The 20,945-nt window shown below is 64.5% G+C and carries 23 protein-coding genes and 2 tRNA genes; 17 read left to right on the plus strand and 8 right to left on the minus strand.

Annotation, left to right across the window (positions count from 1 at the left end; translation table 11 throughout):
- Positions 1-15 precede the first annotated feature (15 nt).
- From ACO2Q5_RS13760 to ACO2Q5_RS13795, 8 genes are all read left to right on the plus strand, one after another.
- Positions 16-1,290, plus strand: coding sequence for an AAA family ATPase (locus ACO2Q5_RS13760; RefSeq protein ID WP_423291957.1), 1,275 nt, complete (start codon positions 16-18; stop codon positions 1,288-1,290).
- 20 nt (positions 1,291-1,310) lie between these two features.
- Positions 1,311-2,780: a CpaF family protein gene (locus ACO2Q5_RS13765; protein ID WP_423291959.1), complete on the plus strand. Its 1,470-nt coding sequence runs from the start codon at positions 1,311-1,313 to the stop codon at positions 2,778-2,780.
- Between the two features lie 9 nt (positions 2,781-2,789).
- Positions 2,790-3,758 carry a type II secretion system F family protein gene (locus ACO2Q5_RS13770; protein ID WP_423291961.1) on the plus strand — a complete coding sequence of 323 codons (969 nt, stop codon included), beginning with the start codon at positions 2,790-2,792 and terminating at the stop codon, positions 3,756-3,758.
- Positions 3,759-3,766: 8 nt separating this feature from the next.
- Entirely contained in the window at positions 3,767-4,732 is a 966-nt protein-coding gene (locus tag ACO2Q5_RS13775; RefSeq protein ID WP_423291963.1) for a type II secretion system F family protein, read from the plus strand.
- A 30-nt stretch (positions 4,733-4,762) separates the two neighbouring features.
- The gene (locus ACO2Q5_RS13780) at positions 4,763-5,311 is read left to right on the plus strand and encodes a tetratricopeptide repeat protein (protein WP_423291965.1); all 549 of its coding nucleotides are present in this window, start codon (positions 4,763-4,765) and stop codon (positions 5,309-5,311) included.
- Positions 5,312-5,353: 42 nt separating this feature from the next.
- Positions 5,354-6,211 (plus strand): tetratricopeptide repeat protein, encoded by an 858-nt coding sequence (locus ACO2Q5_RS13785; RefSeq protein WP_423291967.1) that lies wholly within the window; start codon positions 5,354-5,356, stop codon positions 6,209-6,211.
- A 4-nt stretch (positions 6,212-6,215) separates the two neighbouring features.
- Positions 6,216-6,722, plus strand: coding sequence for an A24 family peptidase (locus ACO2Q5_RS13790; RefSeq protein WP_423291969.1), 507 nt, complete (start codon positions 6,216-6,218; stop codon positions 6,720-6,722).
- Between the two features lie 63 nt (positions 6,723-6,785).
- Entirely contained in the window at positions 6,786-8,117 is a 1,332-nt protein-coding gene (locus tag ACO2Q5_RS13795) for an ATPase (protein WP_423291971.1), read from the plus strand.
- Between the two features lie 3 nt (positions 8,118-8,120).
- On the opposite strand, the gene ACO2Q5_RS13800 is transcribed toward ACO2Q5_RS13795, so the two are convergent.
- From ACO2Q5_RS13800 to mgtE, 5 genes are all read right to left on the minus strand, one after another.
- Positions 8,121-8,666, minus strand: a complete 546-nt coding sequence (locus tag ACO2Q5_RS13800; RefSeq protein WP_423291973.1) for a hypothetical protein — start codon at positions 8,664-8,666, stop codon at positions 8,121-8,123.
- On the minus strand, positions 8,663-9,229 hold the full coding sequence (locus ACO2Q5_RS13805; RefSeq protein WP_423291975.1) for a hypothetical protein: 567 nt from the start codon (positions 9,227-9,229) through the stop codon (positions 8,663-8,665). The genes ACO2Q5_RS13800 and ACO2Q5_RS13805 overlap by 4 nt, the downstream gene beginning before the upstream one ends.
- 81 nt (positions 9,230-9,310) lie before the next feature.
- Positions 9,311-9,859 carry a hypothetical protein gene (locus ACO2Q5_RS13810; RefSeq protein WP_423291977.1) on the minus strand — a complete coding sequence of 183 codons (549 nt, stop codon included), beginning with the start codon at positions 9,857-9,859 and terminating at the stop codon, positions 9,311-9,313.
- The gene (locus ACO2Q5_RS13815) at positions 9,856-10,398 is read right to left on the minus strand and encodes a 5-formyltetrahydrofolate cyclo-ligase (RefSeq protein WP_423291979.1); all 543 of its coding nucleotides are present in this window, start codon (positions 10,396-10,398) and stop codon (positions 9,856-9,858) included. The genes ACO2Q5_RS13810 and ACO2Q5_RS13815 overlap by 4 nt, the downstream gene beginning before the upstream one ends.
- The gene (gene mgtE / locus ACO2Q5_RS13820; RefSeq protein WP_423291981.1) at positions 10,395-11,765 is read right to left on the minus strand and encodes a magnesium transporter; all 1,371 of its coding nucleotides are present in this window, start codon (positions 11,763-11,765) and stop codon (positions 10,395-10,397) included. Before mgtE ends, ACO2Q5_RS13815 begins: the two co-directional genes overlap by 4 nt.
- A gap of 122 nt (positions 11,766-11,887) precedes the next feature.
- Between mgtE and guaD the strand changes: the two genes are divergently transcribed.
- The 5 genes from guaD (at position 11,888) to ACO2Q5_RS13845 (ending at position 15,423) form a co-directional block, all read left to right on the plus strand.
- Positions 11,888-13,165, plus strand: coding sequence for a guanine deaminase (guaD, locus tag ACO2Q5_RS13825; RefSeq protein ID WP_423291983.1), 1,278 nt, complete (start codon positions 11,888-11,890; stop codon positions 13,163-13,165).
- A 45-nt stretch (positions 13,166-13,210) separates the two neighbouring features.
- The gene (locus ACO2Q5_RS13830; RefSeq protein ID WP_423291985.1) at positions 13,211-14,242 is read left to right on the plus strand and encodes a glycosyltransferase family 2 protein; all 1,032 of its coding nucleotides are present in this window, start codon (positions 13,211-13,213) and stop codon (positions 14,240-14,242) included.
- Between the two features lie 5 nt (positions 14,243-14,247).
- Entirely contained in the window at positions 14,248-14,715 is a 468-nt protein-coding gene (locus ACO2Q5_RS13835) for a GNAT family N-acetyltransferase (RefSeq protein WP_423291987.1), read from the plus strand.
- A gap of 142 nt (positions 14,716-14,857) precedes the next feature.
- Positions 14,858-14,934 (plus strand) — tRNA-Arg (locus ACO2Q5_RS13840).
- A gap of 192 nt (positions 14,935-15,126) precedes the next feature.
- Positions 15,127-15,423, plus strand: a complete 297-nt coding sequence (locus ACO2Q5_RS13845; RefSeq protein ID WP_423291989.1) for a hypothetical protein — start codon at positions 15,127-15,129, stop codon at positions 15,421-15,423.
- A 12-nt stretch (positions 15,424-15,435) separates the two neighbouring features.
- On the opposite strand, the gene irrA is transcribed toward ACO2Q5_RS13845, so the two are convergent.
- The gene (gene irrA, locus ACO2Q5_RS13850) at positions 15,436-15,864 is read right to left on the minus strand and encodes an iron response transcriptional regulator IrrA (protein WP_423291991.1); all 429 of its coding nucleotides are present in this window, start codon (positions 15,862-15,864) and stop codon (positions 15,436-15,438) included.
- A 212-nt stretch (positions 15,865-16,076) separates the two neighbouring features.
- On the opposite strand from irrA, the gene fabA reads away from it, so the two are divergent.
- From fabA to ACO2Q5_RS13865, 3 genes are read left to right on the plus strand one after another with little or no spacing between them, the layout of a single operon-like run.
- Positions 16,077-16,586: a bifunctional 3-hydroxydecanoyl-ACP dehydratase/trans-2-decenoyl-ACP isomerase gene (gene fabA, locus ACO2Q5_RS13855; protein ID WP_423291993.1), complete on the plus strand. Its 510-nt coding sequence runs from the start codon at positions 16,077-16,079 to the stop codon at positions 16,584-16,586.
- A 22-nt stretch (positions 16,587-16,608) separates the two neighbouring features.
- Positions 16,609-17,838 carry a beta-ketoacyl-ACP synthase I gene (gene fabB, locus ACO2Q5_RS13860; protein ID WP_423291995.1) on the plus strand — a complete coding sequence of 410 codons (1,230 nt, stop codon included), beginning with the start codon at positions 16,609-16,611 and terminating at the stop codon, positions 17,836-17,838.
- Positions 17,839-17,883: 45 nt separating this feature from the next.
- Positions 17,884-18,672, plus strand: a complete 789-nt coding sequence (locus tag ACO2Q5_RS13865) for an enoyl-ACP reductase FabI (RefSeq protein WP_423291997.1) — start codon at positions 17,884-17,886, stop codon at positions 18,670-18,672.
- Positions 18,673-18,912: 240 nt separating this feature from the next.
- Here the strand turns inward: ACO2Q5_RS13865 and ACO2Q5_RS13870 are convergent.
- Positions 18,913-18,986: transfer RNA gene (locus ACO2Q5_RS13870), tRNA-Gly, on the minus strand.
- A 45-nt stretch (positions 18,987-19,031) separates the two neighbouring features.
- The gene (locus tag ACO2Q5_RS13875; protein ID WP_423291999.1) at positions 19,032-19,649 is read right to left on the minus strand and encodes a class I SAM-dependent DNA methyltransferase; all 618 of its coding nucleotides are present in this window, start codon (positions 19,647-19,649) and stop codon (positions 19,032-19,034) included.
- A gap of 68 nt (positions 19,650-19,717) precedes the next feature.
- Between ACO2Q5_RS13875 and ACO2Q5_RS13880 the strand changes: the two genes are divergently transcribed.
- Positions 19,718-20,638 carry a phosphotransferase gene (locus ACO2Q5_RS13880; RefSeq protein ID WP_423292001.1) on the plus strand — a complete coding sequence of 307 codons (921 nt, stop codon included), beginning with the start codon at positions 19,718-19,720 and terminating at the stop codon, positions 20,636-20,638.
- Positions 20,639-20,945 lie beyond the last annotated feature (307 nt).

Consider the following 20,945-nt stretch of genomic DNA (forward strand, 5'->3'; position numbering starts at 1 on the left):
AGGACGTGAGGCAAAATGACGAGCGTTGCAACTCTCCAGCCTGAACCGGCGCCGATCCTGGCCTGCACGGTTTCGCGCGATGTGCAGAATTTCGAGCTTCTGATCGACGATATGGAACGCGAACTGGGCGAAGCCTGGGGCGATCTTGGCTTTGACGATGCCCTGATCTTTCTGGACCAGCCCGAGGCGGAGACGCTGGAATTCATCGCCGTGGCGGTGGATGCCCAGGATGAAAGTGATCTGACCCGCATTTCCGAGGTGGTGCGCGCCGCGCTGGCCCACCGGGTCAAGGTCATCCTGGTGGCCAATCAGATCAGCCCCATGGTCCTGCATCAGCTGATGCGGCTCGGCGCCGATGATTTCGTGCCCTATCCCCTGCCCGATGGCGCATTGCATGACGCCATCGAACGCATCCGCAAGCCGGAGCCTGAGGCTCCGCCGCCACCCGCGCTGGAACCGCAGCCCGCCGCCGCCGCGGAAGAACGCCCCGCGTTCAAGGCCAAGGGCGACCGGCATGGCGTTCTGCTGCCGGTGCATGGCATGGCGGGCGGAACCGGTGCATCGACCTTTGCGGCCAATCTGGCCTGGGAACTGGCCACCTCGGACAAGGCCAATCCGCCGCGCGTCTGCCTGATGGATCTGGATTTCCAGTACGGGTCGATCTCCACCTATCTGGACCTGCCGCGCAAGGAATCGGTCTTCGAGACGCTGACCGATCCGCAATCGGCCGACAGCGATTCGCTGATCAAGTCGATGCAGACCTTCAACGAACGGCTGCATGTCTTCACCGCTCCCTCCGACATGCTGCCGCTCGACATCATCTCGGGCGAGGATCTGGGCCGGCTGATCGACATGGCGCTGGCGAATTTCGACTTTGTCGTGATCGACATGCCTTCGACCGTGGTGGCCTGGACCGAGGCGGTGCTGACACGGGCGCATGTCTACTTTGCCCTGCTGGAGCTGGATCTGCGGTCAGCGCAGAACATCCTGCGTTTTGTCCGTGCGCTGAAGGCCGAGGCGCTGCCGCATGAAAAGCTGCGCTATGTGCTGAACCGCGCACCCAAATTCACCGATCTGTCGGCCAAGGCCCGGGTGAAGCGCATGGCCGAAAGTCTGGACATCGACATCGAAGTACAGCTGCCCGATGGCGGAACCCAGATCACCCAGGCCAATGACCACGGGCTGCCCCTGGCGGAAAGCGCGGCGAAGAACCCGCTGCGCAAGGAACTTCAGAAACTGGCCAAATCGCTCTTCGACCTGAACAAGGCCGCCGAGGCGGGCAAGTCGTAACCGTCATCAAGGGTAGTCCCATGTTCAGCCGTTTCCGCAAAGACGCCCCTCCCACCACCGCCGGTGCCGCACCGCGCCCGGGCACCCCTGCCCCGGCCCCTGCCGCGGTGACGAAACCCGCGGCAGCCGCGCCCACGCCGAAAACGGCCGCCGCCACCCGGCCCGTCGCGGTGACCGGACGCTCACCAGCCGAGGCCGTGGCCGCCGACAAGGAGAAGAAGCGCAAGGACCGGCTGATGGAGCTCAAGCTTGAGATCCACAAGCGGCTTCTGGAAAACCTGAACCTTGCGGCGCTGGAACATGCTTCCGAGGCGAATCTGAAGGCGGAAATCTCGCAGCTCAGCTCCGAGGCGCTGGATGACATGTCCGTCGCGTTGAACAAGGACGACCGTACCCTTCTGGTGCAGGAGCTTTATGACGAAGTGATGGGCCTTGGCCCGCTGGAGCCCCTGCTGAAGGACGAGACGGTCAACGACATTCTGGTAAACGGCCCGAAGCGGGTCTTCGTCGAACGCGCGGGCAAGCTGCAGCTGTCGGACGTGACCTTCCGCGACGAACGCCACCTGATGCGGATCATCGACAAGATCGTCTCCGCCGTGGGCCGCCGTGTCGATGAATCGAACCCCTATTGCGACGCCCGTCTTGCCGATGGCAGCCGGTTCAACTGCATGGTGCCCCCGGTGGCGGTGGACGGCTCGCTCGTCTCGATCCGGAAGTTCAAGAAGGAAAAGCTCAAGATCGAAGATCTTGTGCGCTTTGGCGCCTTTACCGAAGAAATGGCCGCCTATCTTCAGGCCGCCGTATCCTGCCGGCTGAACATCATCGTCTCGGGCGGGACGGGTTCGGGCAAGACCACCACGCTGAACGCGCTGTCCTCCTTCATTGACAACACCGAACGGGTGCTGACGATCGAGGATACCGCCGAATTGCAGCTGCAACAGGTCCATGTCGGCCGGATGGAAAGCCGCCCGGCCAACGTCGAAGGCAAGGGCGCGGTCACACAGCGCGACTGTCTGCGCAACGCCCTGCGGATGCGGCCCGACCGGATCATCGTGGGCGAAACCCGCGGCGAGGAAGTGATCGACATGCTGCAGGCCATGAACACCGGCCACGACGGCTCCATGACCACGATCCACGCGAACAACCCGCGCGACGGCATTTCCCGTCTGGAAAACATGGTCGCCATGGCGGGTATCGAAATGCCGTTGAAGGCCGTGCGCAGCCAGATCGCCAGCGCGGTCAACCTGATCGTGCAGGCCTCGCGCCTTCAGGACGGATCGCGCCGCATGACTTCGGTCACGGAAATCACCGGGATGGAGGGCGAGGTGATCTCGATGCAGGAGGTCTTCCGCTACGAACGCCTTGGGATCGAGCCTTCGGGCAAGATCATCGGTCGCTTCAACGCGACCGGCATCCGCTCGGCCTATTCGGACCGTTTCCGCCAGTGGGGCTTTGACCTGCCGGCCTCGATCTACGAACCCATCAACTGAGGCCCGATCATGCAGATCAGCATCGCCCCTCTTATCTATATCATGATCTTCGTCGCGGTCGTGGTGCTGGTCGAGGGCCTGTATCTGACCGTCTTCGGCAAGTCGATCAGCCTGAACAACCGGATCTCGCGCCGGCTGACGCTTCTGGAAAAGAACGGCAACCGCGAACAGGTGCTGGAGCAGCTCCGCAAGGAGATGAACCAGCATCTGAATTCGAAGAACATCCCGCTTTATTCGATGCTGGCCAAGAAGGCGCAGCGGGCGAATATTGCCTTCTCGCCCATGCAGCTGATCGGCATCATGGCGGGGCTGTCGGTCTTTGCCTTTCTGGGGCTGACGGTGGGCACCTCTGCCGACCTTGGCACGCGCGCGCTCGTCGCCGTGGCCATGGGGGTGGGCGGCGTCTATGTCTGGGTGAACAACAAGGCCAAGAAGCGGATGTCGCTTCTGGAAGAACAGCTGCCCGATGCGGTGGAGCTGATGGTGCGTTCGCTGCGGGTGGGACACCCGTTTTCCTCGGCCGTGGCCATCGTCGCGCGTGAGGTGGCCGATCCTCTGGGATCCGAATTCGGGGTCATCGCCGACGAATCCGCCTATGGCCGCGACATTTCCGAAAGCCTGAAGGCCTTTGCCGAACGGATGGACAGCCAGGACCTGCGCTTTCTTGCGGTGGCCGTGTCGATCCAGCAGCAATCCGGCGGCAACCTTGCCGAAATTCTGGAAGGGCTGGCCAAGGTGATCCGCGCCCGGTTCAAGCTGTTCCGCCGTGTCAGGGCCATTACCGCCGAGGCGAAATGGTCGGGCATGTTCCTGTCGGCCTTCCCGATCCTGGCGCTGATCATGATCACCGTGATCCAGCCGGACTATTATGACGAGGTGAAAGAGACCCCGGTCTTCATCCCGGCGGCGCTGGTCGTGTTCACCTTCCTCATCATCAACGTGATCTTCATGAAGATCATGACCAACATCAAGGTCTGAGGCCCGTCATGCTCTCCAATCTGAACCAGACACTGGTCGATCTTCTGGGCCCGCTTGGCCCGCTGATCGCGGTTGGCCTCTTGGGCGTGGTGCTGATCCTGATCGCCCTGCCCACCATGATGAAGAAAGAGCGTGACCGTTTCGCCGAGCTGAAGGCAGAGACGAAACCGCAGGCCGGTGCCGGGAAAACCCTGCGCCGTGCCGCGGGCAAGGGCGACAAGCTGGAGAAATACGCCCATTTCCTTGAGCCGCAGAAGGCCGACGAAATGTCCGCCATCCGGCTGAAGCTTCTGCGGGCAGGCTATCCAGACAAGGGCGCGGTGCGGCTGTTCCATGCCGCCAAGATGGTGCTGGGTATCGGTTTTCTGGTGCTGGGCCTGATCTATGCGATGATCCAGTCCGCCACGACCGAAGTCTCGACCCAGTCGATGATGCTTTATACGCTGATGCCCGGCGCCATGGGCTATTACCTGCCGCAATACTGGGTGAACAAGCGGCTGGAAAAGCGCCAGACCGAGATCATCCAGGGCTTTCCCGATGCGCTGGACATGATGCTGGTCTGTGTCGAGGCGGGGCAGTCGCTGGATCAGGCGATCATCCGGGTGGGCCGCGAAAGCCGTGCAGGCTACCCGGCACTGGCCGATGAATTCGAGATGGTGGCGAATGAGGTCAAGGCCGGCAAGGAACGGGTCACCGTCCTGAAGGACATGTCCGAACGTGTGGGCGTGCCCGACGTGGCCAGCTTCGTCACCACTCTGGTGCAATCGGCCACCTTCGGCACGTCGATCGCCGAGGCGCTGCGGGTCTATTCCGCCGACATGCGCGACAAGCGCGTGATGCGCGCCGAAGAGAAGGCAAACATGTTGCCGACGAAGCTGACCCTTGGCACAATGATGTTCACCGTCCCGCCGCTGATGGTGATCCTGATCGGGCCTTCGGTCTACGGGATCTCCGTCATGCTGGGCAGCATGTAAAGGGCCCGTCACGAGGCCCGCGAGGGCAGAGTGAAAAGGGCAGGCATCGTTTTGCTGTTATTGCTGGTCCTGGCCGCCTGCGGCCCGGACCTTTCGCGCAATACCCCCTATGGGGCCGACCCCAAGCGTGCGGCCGTCGATGGCCTGCTGGTCGGTCACCGGCTGATGGCCGCGAACGAGCCGGAACTGGCGCTGAAATCCTATCTCCGCGCGGCGGCCGAGGATGGCATCAGCATCGACACGCTGTCGGCCATCGGCTCGGCCAATCTGGCGCTTGGCCGGCTGGGTCAGGCCGAACAGATCCTGCGCCGCGCGCTGGAGATCGACCCCGATTTCGTGCCCGCCCTGAACAATCTGGGCGTGGTGCTGATGGAGCGCGACAAATACGGCGAGGCCCGGGCCATGTTCCAGCGCGCCTATGCGCTGGACAGTGGCCAAACGGACTCGATCCGCGACAATCTGAAACTGGCTATCGCGCGGTCCGAGGCGGCCGTGTATGATCCCGGGACGGAAGAAGAAGGCGAGTTCCAGCTCGTCCGGCGCGACAAGGGGCAGTATGTCCTTCTGACGCAGCTTTGACGGGTTGGGGACGACCGGGCAGTCAACCAAAAGGACGCAACAATGCGCCACCCTGTTTTGCTTGCGCTGTGCCTTAGCGGCACGGCGGTTCTGGCCGCGTGCCAGAACGCGACCGATGCGCAGGTTCAGCGGGCCGTCAAGGACGTGAATGTCATCGACGAGTCCAATCTCAACGACATCATGCTGACTGTGGGCGACCCGAATGAGGCAGTGGCCTATTTCCAGGGTGCCCTGCAAAAAGACCCCGGCCGGGTGGATCTGATGCGCGGGCTGGCCAAGTCTCTGGTGCGGGCGCAAAAGCCGCTGGAGGCGGCACAGGTCTGGGAAAAGGTCGCCGCCAGCCCCGAAGGCACCGCCGATGACAAGGTGATGCTGGCCGATGCCCAGATCCGCGCCAACCAGTGGGACCGCGCAAAGGCCACGCTGAACACCGTGCCCCCCACCCATGAAACCTATGACCGCTACCGGCTGGAGGCGATGATCGCCGACAGCGAGAAGAACTGGAAAAAGGCGGACAGCTTCTATGAAATCGCCGCCGGCCTGACGTCGAAGCCGGCCAGCGTGCTGAACAACTGGGGCTTTTCGAAACTGACCCGGCAGGATTTCGGCGGCGCAGAAAAGCTGTTCATTCAGGCGCTGACCTATGATCCCGGGATGTTCACCGCGAAGAACAACCTTGTCCTGTCCCGCGCGGCGCAGCGCAAATATGATCTGCCCGTGGTCGAGATGACCCAGACCGAACGGGCCGAGCTGCTGTATACGATGGCGCTGGCCGCCATCAAGCAAGGCGACGTCTCCGTCGGCAAGGGTCTGCTGCAGCAGGCCATCGACACCCATCCGCAACATTTCGAGGCCGCCAGCCGCTCGCTGGCCGCACTTGATGCCAATGTGACGAATTGATCCCATGAATTTCACGCTTCCGACCGTCCAGCAGGCGCTTGTCCTTCTGCCTTTCGTCCTGCCCATTGCCGTCTGGGTCGCCTGGTCCGACCTGAAGTCGATGAAGATCCCGAACCGGGCGGTTCTGGCCATGGTGGCGGTCTGGGTGGCCGTGGGCTGGTATGCCGTCGGCCTGACACCTTGGCTGTGGAGCTTTGCGTTGATGGCGGCTGTGCTTGTGCTGGGCTTCCTTGGCAACATGATCGGGCTGTTCGGCGCGGGCGATGCCAAGTTTGCCGCCGCCATGGCGGGCGTCTTCATCGGGGGCGACATCTATCTGATCGCGCTTCTCTACGCTGGCTGTTCGCTTGGCGCGCTGATCCTGCACCGCATCCTGAAACAGATCCCCGCCGTGCGCCGCGCCACCCCGGACTGGACCAGCTGGGACAAGAAGAAGATGTTCCCGATGGGCCTTGCGCTGTCGGCGATGCTGGTCCTCTATCTTCTCGCCGCCTTCCTGCCCAAAGGCTGACACCTTTTGCAGGCATGACCCGGTCCGGGGCCGCCCGTGGCCCCGTTGAACAGGGGGCGTGCGATGAACGTTCAGGTCACTTCGGCGGCGGCACCGGCACAGGGCGTGCAGTCTCCGGCCAGCCCGAAGACGCTGGCCGACACCGGCATCTCGACCGTGATGATGCGGGATGTGCTGCTGAAGACGATGTTCCGCACCAATCTGGACCTTGTCTCGGCCCTGTCCAAAGCCATCGCCTTGACCGTGCCGCTGACGCAGGAACTGGTCGATCTGGCCCGCAGCCAGCGTCTGATCGAGGCGACGGGCACGCTGCATGCCAATTCCGGCAACGAAATGGGCTATCAGCTGACCGATGCCGGCAAAAGTCGCGCGCTGGATGCGCTGTCCCAGTCCGAATATTACGGCGCGATCCCGGTTCCGCTGAGCCAGTATTCCGAACAGATCAAGCGCCAGTCGATCCGCAACATCAAGCTGACCCGCGATCAGCTGATGGCGGGCATGGGCCATTTGATCCTGCCGTCGGACCTGATCGGCAACCTTGGCCCCGCCGTGACCTCGGGCCGGTCGATCCTGATGTATGGCCCGCCCGGCAACGGCAAATCCTCGATCTCGCACGGCATTCGCGCCGCCATCGGCGACAAGGTCTATGTTCCGCGCGCCATCGAATATGCGGGCCAGATCATCAGCGTCTATGACCCGATCGTCCATTCCGCCGCAGCCGAGATCAGCGACGACCCGAACAGCCTGCGCCGCACCTCGAACCGCTTCGACCAGCGCTATGTCTGGTGCGACCGGCCCTCGGTCATCACCGGGGGCGAGCTTTCGCTCGACATGCTGGACCTCGCCTACAACCCCACCTCGCGCACCTATCAGGCGCCGTTGCAGCTCAAGGCCACCGGCGGCATCTTCATCATCGACGACCTTGGCCGTCAGGCCGAGCCGCCGCAGAAGATCGTCAACCGCTGGATCGTGCCGCTGGAAGAAAGCCGCGACATTCTTGCCCTGCAATCGGGCGAGAAATTCACCGTGCCCTTCGACACGCTGGTGATCTTCTCGACCAACTTCCACCCGAACGAGATTTTCGACGGCGCGGCCCTGCGGCGGATCTTCTTCAAGATCAAGATCGACGGCCCCAATCAGGAGATGTTCCTGAAGATCTTCGCCATGGTGGCCCGCAAGAAGAAGATGCCGCTGGACGAACGCGCACTGATGCATCTGCTGCGGGTGAAATATCCGACCATCGCGATGAATTTCGCGAATTACCAGCCAACCTTCCTGATCGACCAGATGATCGCCATCTGCGAATTCGAGGGCATCCCCTACCAGATGTCGCCCGAGCTGATCGACCGGGCCTGGGCCAACATGTTTGTCCGGCAGGAAGAAATCGCCCGCTGACGGCTATTCCACCGCCACAGGCATGTCGGGCATCACCTCTCCGGTGAAAAGGTTCACGAGGTCGATGCCCAGCACCACCCCGGACGCCGTATGCAGGTGATAGACCGCCTCGCTGCGCGGGCTGCCGTCGAATGTCTCCTCCACCCGCAGCAGTTGCACCGGATAGTCGCAGCCGGCGATGGTATCGGTGCCCTGCCCTTCCGCCCGGATGGTCCAGCCGATCAGCCCGTCCGGCGTGCCGTTGAAGGTCTTGCTGCCCGACAGGCGCAGCACCGCACCCTGTTGCAGCGCCGTCAGATCGGGTAGCGGGTCGGGCCAGCGCCATTCGTGCCGCGCCTGCCGGTTGACCGAGGACAGCGGGATCAGCCCCTGCCAGTGCAGTTGCGTGATCCCCAGCCCCAGATGTTCGGTGGCGATCCGGTCGCCCTCGCGCCCGGTGACCGCGATAGTGGTGCCATCGGCCAGGTCCATGGCAGTGATCGGCCCTTCGACACAGACCGCCCCCGCAGCGCCCGACCACAAAGCAAGACCCGCGGCCAGCGCCCTCATTCCAGCGCAGTCACTTCCTGAACACGGGTATCGCCCTTTTCGGTGATCTCGCTTTTCAGGGTCAGCAGCGTGGGCAGATGGATCCATTTCACCGTCTCACCCAGCGGTTTGCCCGCCTCGGCGTTCTTCACGATCACCTTCAGCGCCTCATAGCTGCACCCCGCCACCTCGACGGTTTCCAGCCCCACCACCTCAATCTCGGCGGTGAAGGGCCGCGGCGGCAGGATGCCGGGCGTCGCCAGCATCGCCTCCAGCGCGAAGGTGGCGCCGGGCACCAGATCGGCGGCGGTGGGCAGCGGGGTCTTCCAGTCGAAGACCGCGCCTTCGCCGTCGCGCATCGCAGTCAGCGTGACAAGGCCCAGATGCACCGTCATCTCCACCGTCTGGCCGGTCGCTTCGACCGTTTGCAGATAGCTGAGCGTATCGCCCTCCTGCGCGGTGACGCGGATCGTGGCGCCGGAATTCAGGCTGACCTTCGATGGTTCAACCGGGCAGGCCCCGGCAAGGGCGGCCCCCGACAGGGACGAGGTCATGAGGGCGGCGGCAACAAGACGGCGGATCATCGAAATCTCCCGAAGCAAAGGTTGCCCCCTGTCTAGCGCGGCGGGCGGCGAATGCCCGTGAAAATTTCCGTCATCCGCGGATTATTCCAACGCCTCCAGCGCATAGGTGAAGGTCTTGCCGCTGGCCTGATCCACCGCTTCGGTGCGGAAGACGATCATCGCATCCGGGGCATAGACGACCACGCCCTCGGCCTCTTTCCGGCCGGCCGCGAACATGGTCTTGCGCAGGCGCAGCGCCTTGTAGATGCAATCCTCCCATTCCACCTCTTCGGGGCCCAGAATCTCCACTTCGGCCGCAACGGCCAGCCGCTTGCCCTTGGCATCCTGCCGCTCGCCCTCGATCCGGGCGGTGCCGCCCGCCGCCTTGACCGCCGCCAGATCGGGCAGATCCCCGGTCCAGAAGTATTCCAGCCGGAACCCGTCGCCCGTGTTCTCCAACGGCCAGATCCCGTCCTTGACCCGGCTGGTGACCTTGCCGCTGCGGTAGGTCAGAACGTCTCCCTCCCGCCCAAGGTATTCCAGCACCGAACCGCCGTCATATATCGCGCGGGCGGGCATGCCGTCGGCAGCAAAACAGCCCGCCGCGGCAGGACCTGCGGAGAGCAGCAGCAGAAGCGCAGCGCGGATCATCGGAAATCCCTCACCCCGGCCTCCGTCACGATCAGATCCAGCCGCTGGTCGGTGGGTTCGGTCGGAACCTCCTCCACCTCCTGCGCGGCAAAGGCAAAGCCCACGGCCAGCACCGGGTGGCGGGCACGCAGCCCCTCCAGCGTGCGGTCATAGAAGCCGCCGCCATAGCCCAGCCGGAAGCCACGCGCGTCAAAGGCCAGAAGCGGCACGATCAGCACCTCAGGCACGATCCACGCGCCCTCGGCCGGGATCTCGGCCCCGAAGGCGCCGGGCACCATCACACAGCCCGGCGACCATTCGCGGAAGCGCAACGGCGTGGCCTTGGCCTCGATCACCGGCACCCCCACCGGGCCGGTGTGCCGCGCCATGGCGGGCAGCGGGTCAATCTCGCTCCGCATCGGCATGTAACCGGACAGCGGGCACACGGCATGGGCGGCCAGCACATCGGCCAGCAGTTCCGCCGCCTGCCCCTGCCCCGCGGCATGGGCCACGGCCCGGCGGGCGTGCATCTCTTTGCGCAGGGCGGATTTGTCGATCACAGCAGGATCACCGATGCCAGCCCCAGAAAAGCAAAAAAGCCGATCACATCGGTCATCGTCATCACGAAAGTGCCCGAAGCCAGCGCCGGATCCAACCCCAGCCGGTCCAGCCCCAAGGGCACCAGAATCCCGGCCAGCGCCGCCACGATCAGATTGATCACCATGGCCAGCGCCAGAACCACGCCCAAGAGGGGCATGCCAAGGACCAGCCAGCCCACCAGCCCCATCAGCACCGCAAAAGCGCCGCCGTTGATCGCGCCCACCATCGCCTCGCGCCGCACGATACGCAGCGCATTGGCGCCGGTCAGATCGCGCGTGGCCAGCGCCCGGACGGCAATGGTCAGGCTTTGCGTTCCCGCAATTCCGCCCATCGACGCGATGATGGGCATCAGGGCCGCCAGAATCACGATGGCACCGATCGTGCCCTCGAACCTGCTGATGACAAAGGCCGAGATATTGGCGGTGAGCAGATTAACGAACAGCCACGGAATGCGGCTTTTCACCGTTTCCACGACGCCGTCCTGGATCGAGCTTTCGTCGCCCACCCCGGCCAGTCGCAGCATGTCTTCCTCATGCTCTTCGTCCAGCACGTTCATCGCATCGTCGATGGTGATGACGCCGGCGAGCCGGCCGTTCTCATCCACCACCGGGCAGGAGATCAGGTGATACTGGTTGAAGATATAGGCCACATCGGCCTCGGGGTCGGTGGCTTTCACCGTGCGGAAACTGTCTTCGGCAATATCCTTCAGCCGGACATCGCGGGCCGAGGACAGGGCGCGTCCCAGCGTGACATAACCCACCGGGCGCATCCGCGGATCGGTCAGGATGATGTGATAGAACTGGTCGGGCAGCCATTCCGCCACCCGCAGCCAGTCAATCGTCTCGCCCACGGTCCAGTGTTCGGGCGCCACCACCGTTTCGCGCTGCATCAGGCGGCCCGCGGAATATTCCGGATAGCCCATCGCCTGTTCCACGGCGACACGGTCGGCATCCTCCAGCGCGCCCAGGATCTTCTCCTGCGCAGGTTCGTCCAGATCCTCAAGGATATCGACCACATCGTCGGTATCCAGTTCGCGCACCGCATCCGCCACCACCGATTCCGGCAGCGCCTCGATCACCTCTTCGCGGATCGACTCGTCGATTTCCGACAGAACCTCGCCGTCGATCCCGCCATGCCACAGCGCCAGCAGGTCCGACCGGTTGGCGGGCGAAAGCTGTTCCAGAAGGTCGGCGATATCGGCCGCATGAAGCGGGTCCAGAATCGAATCGACCGCGGCGGCATCCTGCTGTTCGACCGCGGCCAGAACGGCCTCGATCCGGTCCAGCGCCCGGGCTTCTTCGTCGCGCTCTGCCTCGGTTTCCCGCATCTTCACCCCTGTCCGATTGCCCCGACCATAGCGAAAGCAGTTTCAGCGAAACAGGGGAAACCGGCGGATTCCCTTTCCCGCGCGACCGCTTATGCTGCCCGGAGACAAGGAAAGGGCGACAGATGGCCGATCTTCTGCTGGGACAGGTGCTGCACTTTACGGGCGATCCCTTCGTTCTGGGCGAAGCCGCCGCGCAGCACATCAGCGACGGTGCCGTTCTGGTCGAGGGCGGCCGCATCGCCGCCGTGGGGGAAGCTTCGGCCCTGAAGGCCGCCCATCCGCAGGCCACCCGCCACGATTATGGCCGCGCGCTGATTTCCGCGGGCTTTGTCGATGCGCATGTGCATTATCCGCAGACGGCCATGATAGCCTCTTGGGGAAAGCGGCTGATCGATTGGCTGAACGACTACACCTTCCCCGAAGAGATGCGCTTTGCCGATCCGGCCTATGCTGAAGACATTGCCGCGCGCTATCTGGACATCGTGACGGCCCATGGCACGACGACCGTCTGTTCCTATGCCACCATCCACCCGGCCTCGGTCGATGCGCTGTTCGGGGCGGCGCAGGCGCGGGGAATGCGGGTCTATACCGGCAAGACCTGCATGGACAGGAACGCCCCGCCCGGCCTGCTGGACACCGCACAATCGGCCTATGACGATTCGAAGGCCCTGCTGCGGAAATGGCACGGGGTGGACCGGCTGTCCTATGTGATCACGCCCCGCTTCTCTCCCACCTCGACGCCCGAGCAGCTGGCGGCCATGGGACAGCTCTGGAAAGAGCATCCCGATTGCCTGATGCAGACCCATCTGAGCGAGCAGACCGATGAAATCCAATGGGTGAAGGAGCTGTTCCCCCAGTCGCGCGACTATCTCGACACCTATGAGACACAGGGCCTCTTGCGCGAGGGCGCGCTTTACGGCCATTCGATCTGGCTGACCGAACGCGAAAAGGCCCGGCTCATCGAGGCCGGGGCCAGCCTGATCCATTGCCCCACCTCGAACACCTTCATCGGCTCCGGCCTCTTCGACATGGGCCTTGCACGGCAGTTGCGCGTGGGTCTGGCCACCGACACCGGCGGCGGGTCCAGCTTCTCGATGCTGCACACCATGGCCGCGGCCTATGAGATCGCCCAGCTGCGCGGGCAGGCCCTGAATCCGGCGCAGCTGTGGTGGCTGGCGACCCAAGGCTCCGCCCGCGCGCTGCATGCCGAGGACAAGATCGGCAATATCGCCCCGGGGATGGAGGCCGATCTGGTGGTGGTGGACCTCGCCTCCACCTTCCCGATCGAGCAGGCCACCCGCCGGGCCGAGACCCTTTGGCAGCAGATATTCCCCACCATCATGATGGGCGATGACCGCGCCATCCGCGCCACATGGATCGGCGGGCGGCCAAAGGGCTGAGTTTCCCGCTGGCCTTCGGTTTTCCGCCGGGGCTATTCAGGGGCCATGCGCATCCATTCCGTCACCGCGGTCAAGGACGAAGGCCCGTTCCTCTTGGAATGGCTGGCCTGGCACCGGATGCTGGGTGTCACTGGCTTCACCGTTGTGTCGAACGACTGCCATGACGGCACCGACCGGATGCTGGACGCTTTGGCCGCGGCGGGGGTGCTGGTCCATCTGCGCAATCCCTGCGCGCCGGGGGAAAGCCTGCAATGGCAGGCGCTGAAGGCCGCGTGGGATCACCCCACCCGCAAGGCCGCGGACTGGATGCTGATCTCCGACGTGGACGAATTTCCCATGATCCACGTGGGCAACCACCGTCTGCCCGACCTGATTGCCGCCTTGCCCCCCGGCACTGATGCCGTCGCGCTGGCGTGGCGGCTGTTCGGCGCCAATGGCGTCGCGCGGTTTGAGGACCGGCCCGTCACCGCCCAGTTCCTGCACGCGGCCCCGCCCGACATGTTCCACCCGGTCGCCGCCAGCTATTTCAAGACCCTGTTCCGCCCCGCCGCCTTTCGCCGCTCCGGCGTCCATCGCCCGAAACAGCGCGAGGGAGCGGCGCCTGCATGGGTGGATGGCAGCGGCCGCCCCCTGCCCGGCGTCATGGCCGGGAATGACAAGCGTCTGTCGCTGATGCCGCTGAAAGGCCACCGTGCCTTGGCCGAGATGCACCATTACTCCCTGCGCTCGGCCGAGAGTTTTGTGGTGAAATCCGCCCGCGGCCTGCCCAACCACAGCGACAAGGCGGTGGACCTGTCCTATTGGACCGGGCGCAACTTCAACACCCAGCCCGCCCCTTCCGCACTGGCCCAGCAGGACCCGCTGGCCACAGAAATCGCCGCGCTGATGGCCCTGCCCGGCGTGGCCGACCTGCACCGTGCCGCCTGCGACTGGCACCGGGCCGAGGCCGCGCGCCTGATCGCCACGCCCGCGGGCTTTCGCCTTTATGCCGATTGCCTGTATGCCGCCGGTTCCGCCGCCCTGCCCGAGGCCGAGGCGCTGCGGCTTCTACACCTCTATCAACGCACCCAAGGCTGAGACCGATGCCCGACCTGACGATCGCCGAAGAAAGCCCGCTGACCGCCGATCTGGCGCTGCTGTTCGAACGGCACACCGCCGACATGCATGCCGACACCCCGCCCGAATCCATCCACATGATGGACCGGACCGAACTGGCCATCCCCGAGGTGCGCTTCTTCGTCCTGCGCGAGGGCGACCAGCCGCTGGCCATGGGCGCGTTCAAGCAGATCGACGCCACCCATGCCGAGATCAAGTCGATGCATGTCCTGACCGAGGCGCGGGGTCGCGGCCTGTCGCGCAGGATGCTGGACCATCTGCTGGATCAGGCGCGCGCCGCGGGCTTCGCCCGGCTGTCACTGGAGACCGGCGTGCAGCCCACCTTCGTCGCCGCCCGCGCGCTTTATGCCAAGGCCGGCTTTACCGAATGCCCGCCTTTCGAAGGCTATGACGAAGACCCGAACTCGGTCTTCATGACCCGCACGCTGGCCTAGAGCGCAGCCCGTATCCATAGCCCCTCCGGATCAGGCAGTCTGCCAACTTCCCGATCCGGGCCAAAAACCGCTGGGAAAGAACACACCGGGCGGATCGGGCGGCGTTGCGAACCGTTTTCCGAACCGCTATCAGAGAAAACACGGCCCCGTAGCTCAACTGGATAGAGCACGGACCTTCTAAGTCTGGGGTTGGGGGTTCAAGTCCTCCCGGGGTCGCCAAATCATTGTCAACCAAGATTTAACCATGACGCCTCCGCCGTCTGCCGCGGCCTACAGGGGGTGCGGTTCTGCTCCGGTCTGGCAGTTTGGGGCCATAGTCGGGCTCAAGGCGATTGAGACCAGCCATCGGCAGGATGCGCGTAACGCCATCTCGCTATCCGGCCAGATGATCGGAAACCCCGTCGCTTCTGTATGTCGGTGCAGATCCTGCGGATCGCCGCGCGGGGCGGGCTGGGTTATGCCCGGTCATTGCCCCATGAGTTCGCCGGAGAGAGTCCGAAGGCCGGCGATGCTGCACCAAGGCCCACCGTGCACAGAAAACCCTTGCCGGAAATCCGTGCCATGCGCCCGCGGAACCCTCTCCGACCCCCTGCGTTACTCCTGCACAAACCGCAGCAAAGGACACGCATCATGAAGGGCATTTTCGCCTGGCTGATCGGCATTCCGATCCCCATCATCATTCTGCTGTACTTCTTCGACGTGTTCTGACGCCGCAGCTGGTCAGATCCGGCGCAGGCGGATCACCACGTCGACACGGGAAATCTCGGTCCCGCCCGGCGCTTCCGGAAGGCCAGCGATTTTCAGCTGGTCTTTCGGCGCATCGGTCAGCACAGCGGTATCTTCCCAGAAGAAATGCGGGTGGTCGTCCATGCGGGTATCGAAATAGCTTTTCGACCCGTCGACGACCACTTCGTTCATCAACCCGGCATCGCAGAAGGCGCGCAGGGTGTTGTAGACGGTGGCAAGGCTGACCTTCTCGCCCGCGCGATCGGCCATTTCGAACAGGCTTTCGGCGGTGACATGGCGGTCCTGCCCGTCGCCCACCAAGAGCGCGGCCAGAGCCAGCCGCTGCCGCGTCGGCCGGAGCCCGCCCCGTTCCAGCCACGAGGCCACCCGCGGGGACACGTGATCCTGTGTCATCAGATCCATGACGCCTTTCCTGCCGCTCCTGCCCTTAAAAGGCGTAGCTCATGTGAATATAGGACCGCGGGACACCCGGTTTCAATCGGAAATCCCGCAATTGGCCTGCCGGACGGGCGCGCATGCGCCGCAGGCCTCTTGGACGGGCACCGCCCTTGCCCTATGTTCGGTGCCTCTGTTAAGGGGGTTCAATCAGAACCATCACGGGATCGAGGGGGCCGATGGGGCGTTATCCGACGAGTTTCGACCGCGAAGACCTGCTTGCCTGTGCACGCGGGGAACTGTTCGGCCCGGGCAATGCCCAGCTGCCCGAACCGCCCATGCTGATGATGGACCGCATCACCGAAATCAGCGAAGACGGTGGCGAGCACGGCAAGGGCCATGTGGTTGCGGAATTCGACATCACCCCGGATCTGTGGTTCTTCGCCTGCCATTTCCCCGGCAACCCGATCATGCCCGGCTGTCTGGGTCTGGACGGGCTGTGGCAGCTGACCGGCTTCAACCTGGGCTGGCGCGGCTGGGAAGGCCGCGGCTATGCGCTTGGCGTGGGTGAGGTCAAGCTGACCGGCATGGTCCGCCCCGAGCGCAAGATGCTGCGCTACTATGTCGATTTCACCAAGGCGGTGCAAACCCGCCGCCTGACCATGGGGGTTGCCGACGGCCGGGTGGAAGCCGACGGCGAAACCATCTATCTGGTGAAAGATATGAAGGTCGCCCTCTCGGCCGCCTGACCTCTGGAAGGACTGGAACGCCATGCGTCGCGTCGTCATCACCGGGCTGGGCATCGTCTCGCCCATCGGCAATACCGTGGCAGAGGTCGAAGCCTCGCTGCGGGCCGGGAAATCCGGCATCATCTTCGCCCCCGACTATGCCGAGCGCGGCTTCCGCAGCCAGGTGCACGGCCAGCCGCAGATCGTGTTCGAAGATCACATCGACAAGCGCGACCTGCGCTTCATGGGCGATGGCGCGGCCTATAACTTCATCGCCATGAAACGGGCGATCGAGGATTCCGGGCTGGAGCCGTCGGATGTCTCGAACGAGCGCACCGGGATCATCGTCGGCTCGGGCGGGCCTTCGACCAAATCCTTCTTCAAGGCGCATAACATCGTCCGCGAAAACGGCAGCCCGAAACGGATCGGGCCGTTCGGCGTGACCAAGGGCATGTCCTCGACCACCTCAGCCTGCCTTGCCACGCCGTTCAAGATCAAGGGCGTGAACTATTCGATCACCTCCGCCTGCTCGACCTCGGCCCATTGCATCGGCAATGGCGCGGAACTGATCCAGATGGGCAAGCAGGACATCGTCTTTGCCGGCGGTGGCGAGGAGCTGGACTGGACCCTGTCCTGCCTGTTCGATGCCATGGGCGCCATGTCGTCGAAATACAACGATACGCCCGACCGCGCGGCCCGCGCCTATGACGCCAACCGCGACGGGTTCGTCATCGCGGGGGGCGGCGGCGTGGTCGTGCTGGAAGAGCTGAACCATGCCCTTGCCCGCGGTGCCAAGATCTACGGCGAAGTGACCGGCTATGGCGCCACCTCGGACGGCTATGACATGGTCGCCCCCTCGGGCGAAGGTGGTGAGCGGTCGATGAAGCTTGCCCTCTCCACCCTGCCGCAGGGCCGCCGGATCGACTATATCAACAGCCACGGCACCTCGACCGCGGTGGGCGACGTGACCGAGGTCGAGGCGATCCGCCGCGTCTTCGGCCGCGGCCAGACGCCGCCGATCTCCTCCACCAAATCGCTGACCGGGCACAGCCTGGGCGCCACCGGCGTGCATGAGGCGATCTATTCGCTGATCATGATGAACGGCGGCTTCATCACCGCCTCGGCCAATATCGAGACGCTGGATCCGGCGCTGGACCCAGGTGAAATCGCCACGACCCTGCGTGAGGGCGTGGAAATCGACGGTGTGCTGTCGAACTCTTTCGGCTTCGGCGGAACCAATGCCACGCTGGTGATGAGCCGCTGGCAAGGCTGACGACCTCTCGCCTGACGTTTCAGACAACACGAAGGGGACGCCACGATGGCCGATCTGATGCAGGGAAAACGTGGCCTCGTCATGGGTGTCGCGAACGACCATTCCATCGCCTGGGGCATCGCGAAAGCATTGCACGCCGAGGGCGCGGAACTGGCCTTCTCCTATCAGGGAGAGGCCTTCGGCCGCCGCGTGGCGCCCCTGGCCGCCTCGGTCGGGTCTGATCTGCTGGTCGATGTGGATGTGACCAACGAAGACTCGCTCGACGCGTGCTTTGCCCAGATCGCCACCCGCTGGGACCGGCTGGACTTCGTCATCCATGCCATCGCTTATTCCGACAAGTCGGAGCTGACCGGGCGGTTCATCAACACCAGCCGGGCGAACTTTCTGAACTCACTGAACATCTCCTGCTACAGCTTCATCGACGTGGCCCGCCGGGCCGCACCGATGATGACCGAAGGCGGCAGCCTGATCACCCTGACCTTCCAGGGATCGAACAAGATCGCGCCCAACTATAACGTGATGGGCGTGGCCAAGGCCGCGCTGGAATCGGCCACCCGCTATCTGGCCAATGACCTTGGCCCGCAGGGTGTGCGGGTCAATGCGGTCAGCCCCGGCCCGATGAAAACGCTGGCAGGATCTGCCATCGGCGGCGCCCGGGCCACCTTCCGCCATACCGAGGAAAACGCCCCGCTGCGCCGCAATGCCACGCTGGAAACCATCGGCGGCACCGCGGTCTGGCTCTGCTCGGATTACGGCGCCGCCACCACGGGCGAAGTCATCCACGTCGACGGTGGCTACCACGTCCTCGGCTTCCCGCAGGCCGGCAACCTCTGACCCGTTGCAAGGCGGAGCGGCCGCCACGGCGGCCGCAAGCCATTTGCCTCGGCTGCGGCGCAAAGGCGCCTTGCCTCAGCGGCGCGTCCCGCGCGCGGAGGTATTTGAGCCAAGGTGAAGCCGACAGGGCCGCACCTACCCCATTCATCTGTTCAGAAATATCCCGGGGGAGTCTCCGCAGGAGACGGGGGCAGCGCCCCCCTTGCAACAGCAGTCTCAGGGCACAACCGGGGGGTAATCTGGAGCGGGCGACGGGAATCGAACCCGTGTCTCTAGCTTGGAAGGCTAGGGTCTTACCATTACACAACGCCCGCTGCGCAGGGCAGAGATAGTCGCTTCGCGCGGCGGGTGCAAGCCTCTCAGGGCCGCCGCAGTGCAACCGCGCGGCTTGGGGTGGTCGCGGCCTCGCCCGGCATCGAGACATAGGGCGCGGTCACCTCCAGCGTCTGAAGCCCCGCCTCCAGCAGCGCCACGGCAAAGCCGCTGTCCCAGAGCGTCCCTTTCACTGTCAGCACCATCACACCGCCGGGCCGCAGGATGCGCACCAGCTCCGGCAGTGCCTCCACGCCGACATGGCCGGTGGTGAAGACGCCGGTCGAGATGATCCCGGCGAATTGCCCGTCGGCGAAGTCCAGCCTTTGGCCCAGCACCGCGCGCGACAGCCGGGCATAGGCATCCTTGCGCGCCGCCACCGCCAGCATGCCTTCGGAGATGTCCACGCCCCAGACCTCGGGCCAGCCCATGATTCCATACCACGGCCCGGCCAGCCCGGTGCCCACCCCCGCATCCAGAAGCGGCGCCGCCCCGCGCGGCAGATGGCGCGCCAGAAGCGCCAGCCCGATGGACGGATGGCGGTATCCGGCCTGCGCCATCTCGGCATCATAGCTTTCGGCCCATTGGTCATAGGCCGCCGCCACCTCTTCGGGCGCCTGCGCCGCATAGACCGCGCCAAGCGCGCCTTCGTGTGATTCCGCCATTGCAGCCTCCGCCTTGCCCGGCCAGCATAGCCATGGGGCCGCAGCAGGAAAGCACGAACGGGGGGATGATGACGGACGAGACCGAGATTGCCGGGCTGATCGCCACACTGCCCGCGCTGGCGGGCTATGCCGGTCCGGCCGAGCGGATGGGCGGGCTGACGAACCGCGTCTACCGGCTGGGGCCGCAGGTGCTGCGCCTGCCGGGCCATGGGACGGCGGATTACATCGACCGCGCGAATGAGGCGGCAGCGGCACAGGCGGCGGCGGCGGCCGGGGTCTCTCCCCCCGTGATCCATGCCGATCCCGCGACGGGGGTGATGGTCACGGGCTTCATCGACGGCACGGTCACGATGACACCCGAGGCGTTCCGCACCCGCCCCGGCAGTCCCGCCCGGGCCGGCGCGGTCTTTGCGCGGCTCCATGCCTCCGGGGCGGTGTTCCCGGCCCGGTTTGAGCTTTTTGCGATGATCGACGATTACCTCGGTCATCTGGAGGGCAAGCCCGTTGCCCTGCCCGACGGATACCATACCGTGCTGGAGGAGGCACAGGCGGTCCGCGCCGCGCTGGCCGCCCATCCCCTGCCCCTTGCCCCCTGCCATTGCGACCCCCTGTGCGAGAACTTCCTCGATACCGGCACCCGGATGTGGGTGGTCGACTGGGAATATTCCGGCATGAACGATCCGATGTGGGATCTGGGCGATTTGGCGGTCGAGGCCGGGTTCGATGCGGCGCAGGAGGCGGAGATGATGCAGGCCTATTTCGGCGGCCCGCCCTCGGATTTCGACCATGGCCGCATGGTGATCTACAAGGCGATGTGTGATCTCCTCTGGACGCTCTGGGGGTTGCTGCAAGTGGCTAATGGCAATCCCGCGGATGATTTTCAGGCCTATGCGGAGGGCCGCTTTGCAAGATGCAAGGCGCTGATGGCGACCAAAGAATTCGCGCAGGCCATAGCCGCAGTGAAGGCCGGGCCAGCCAGGTCTGAGTGATGGAGGTCGGGCAGACTCAGGGCAGATCGCGTCGCAGGTTTTCCCGATCCTGCAAACGACATCGCGCAGTCGAGATTGGGACGGTCAGCAATGGTGTTTGGAACTTTCCTAGACGACGAAACATGGCCTGTTTCGCCCGGAATGCCTGCCCAACCCCCGCTCTATCTTTGGCCGAGACTTGACGTTGTTGCACTTATCGGTGATGCGGATTCACGTCGTGAATCCTGAGCGTTAGATTCGGTCCATGCCGAAGCCTTCCTCTGCCCGCTACCGCACGACGAACTGGCCCGCCTACAATGCGGCCCTG

Source organism: Neotabrizicola sp. VNH66, assembly GCF_049445895.1.
In the GTDB taxonomy this organism is placed as follows: domain Bacteria; phylum Pseudomonadota; class Alphaproteobacteria; order Rhodobacterales; family Rhodobacteraceae; genus Pseudogemmobacter.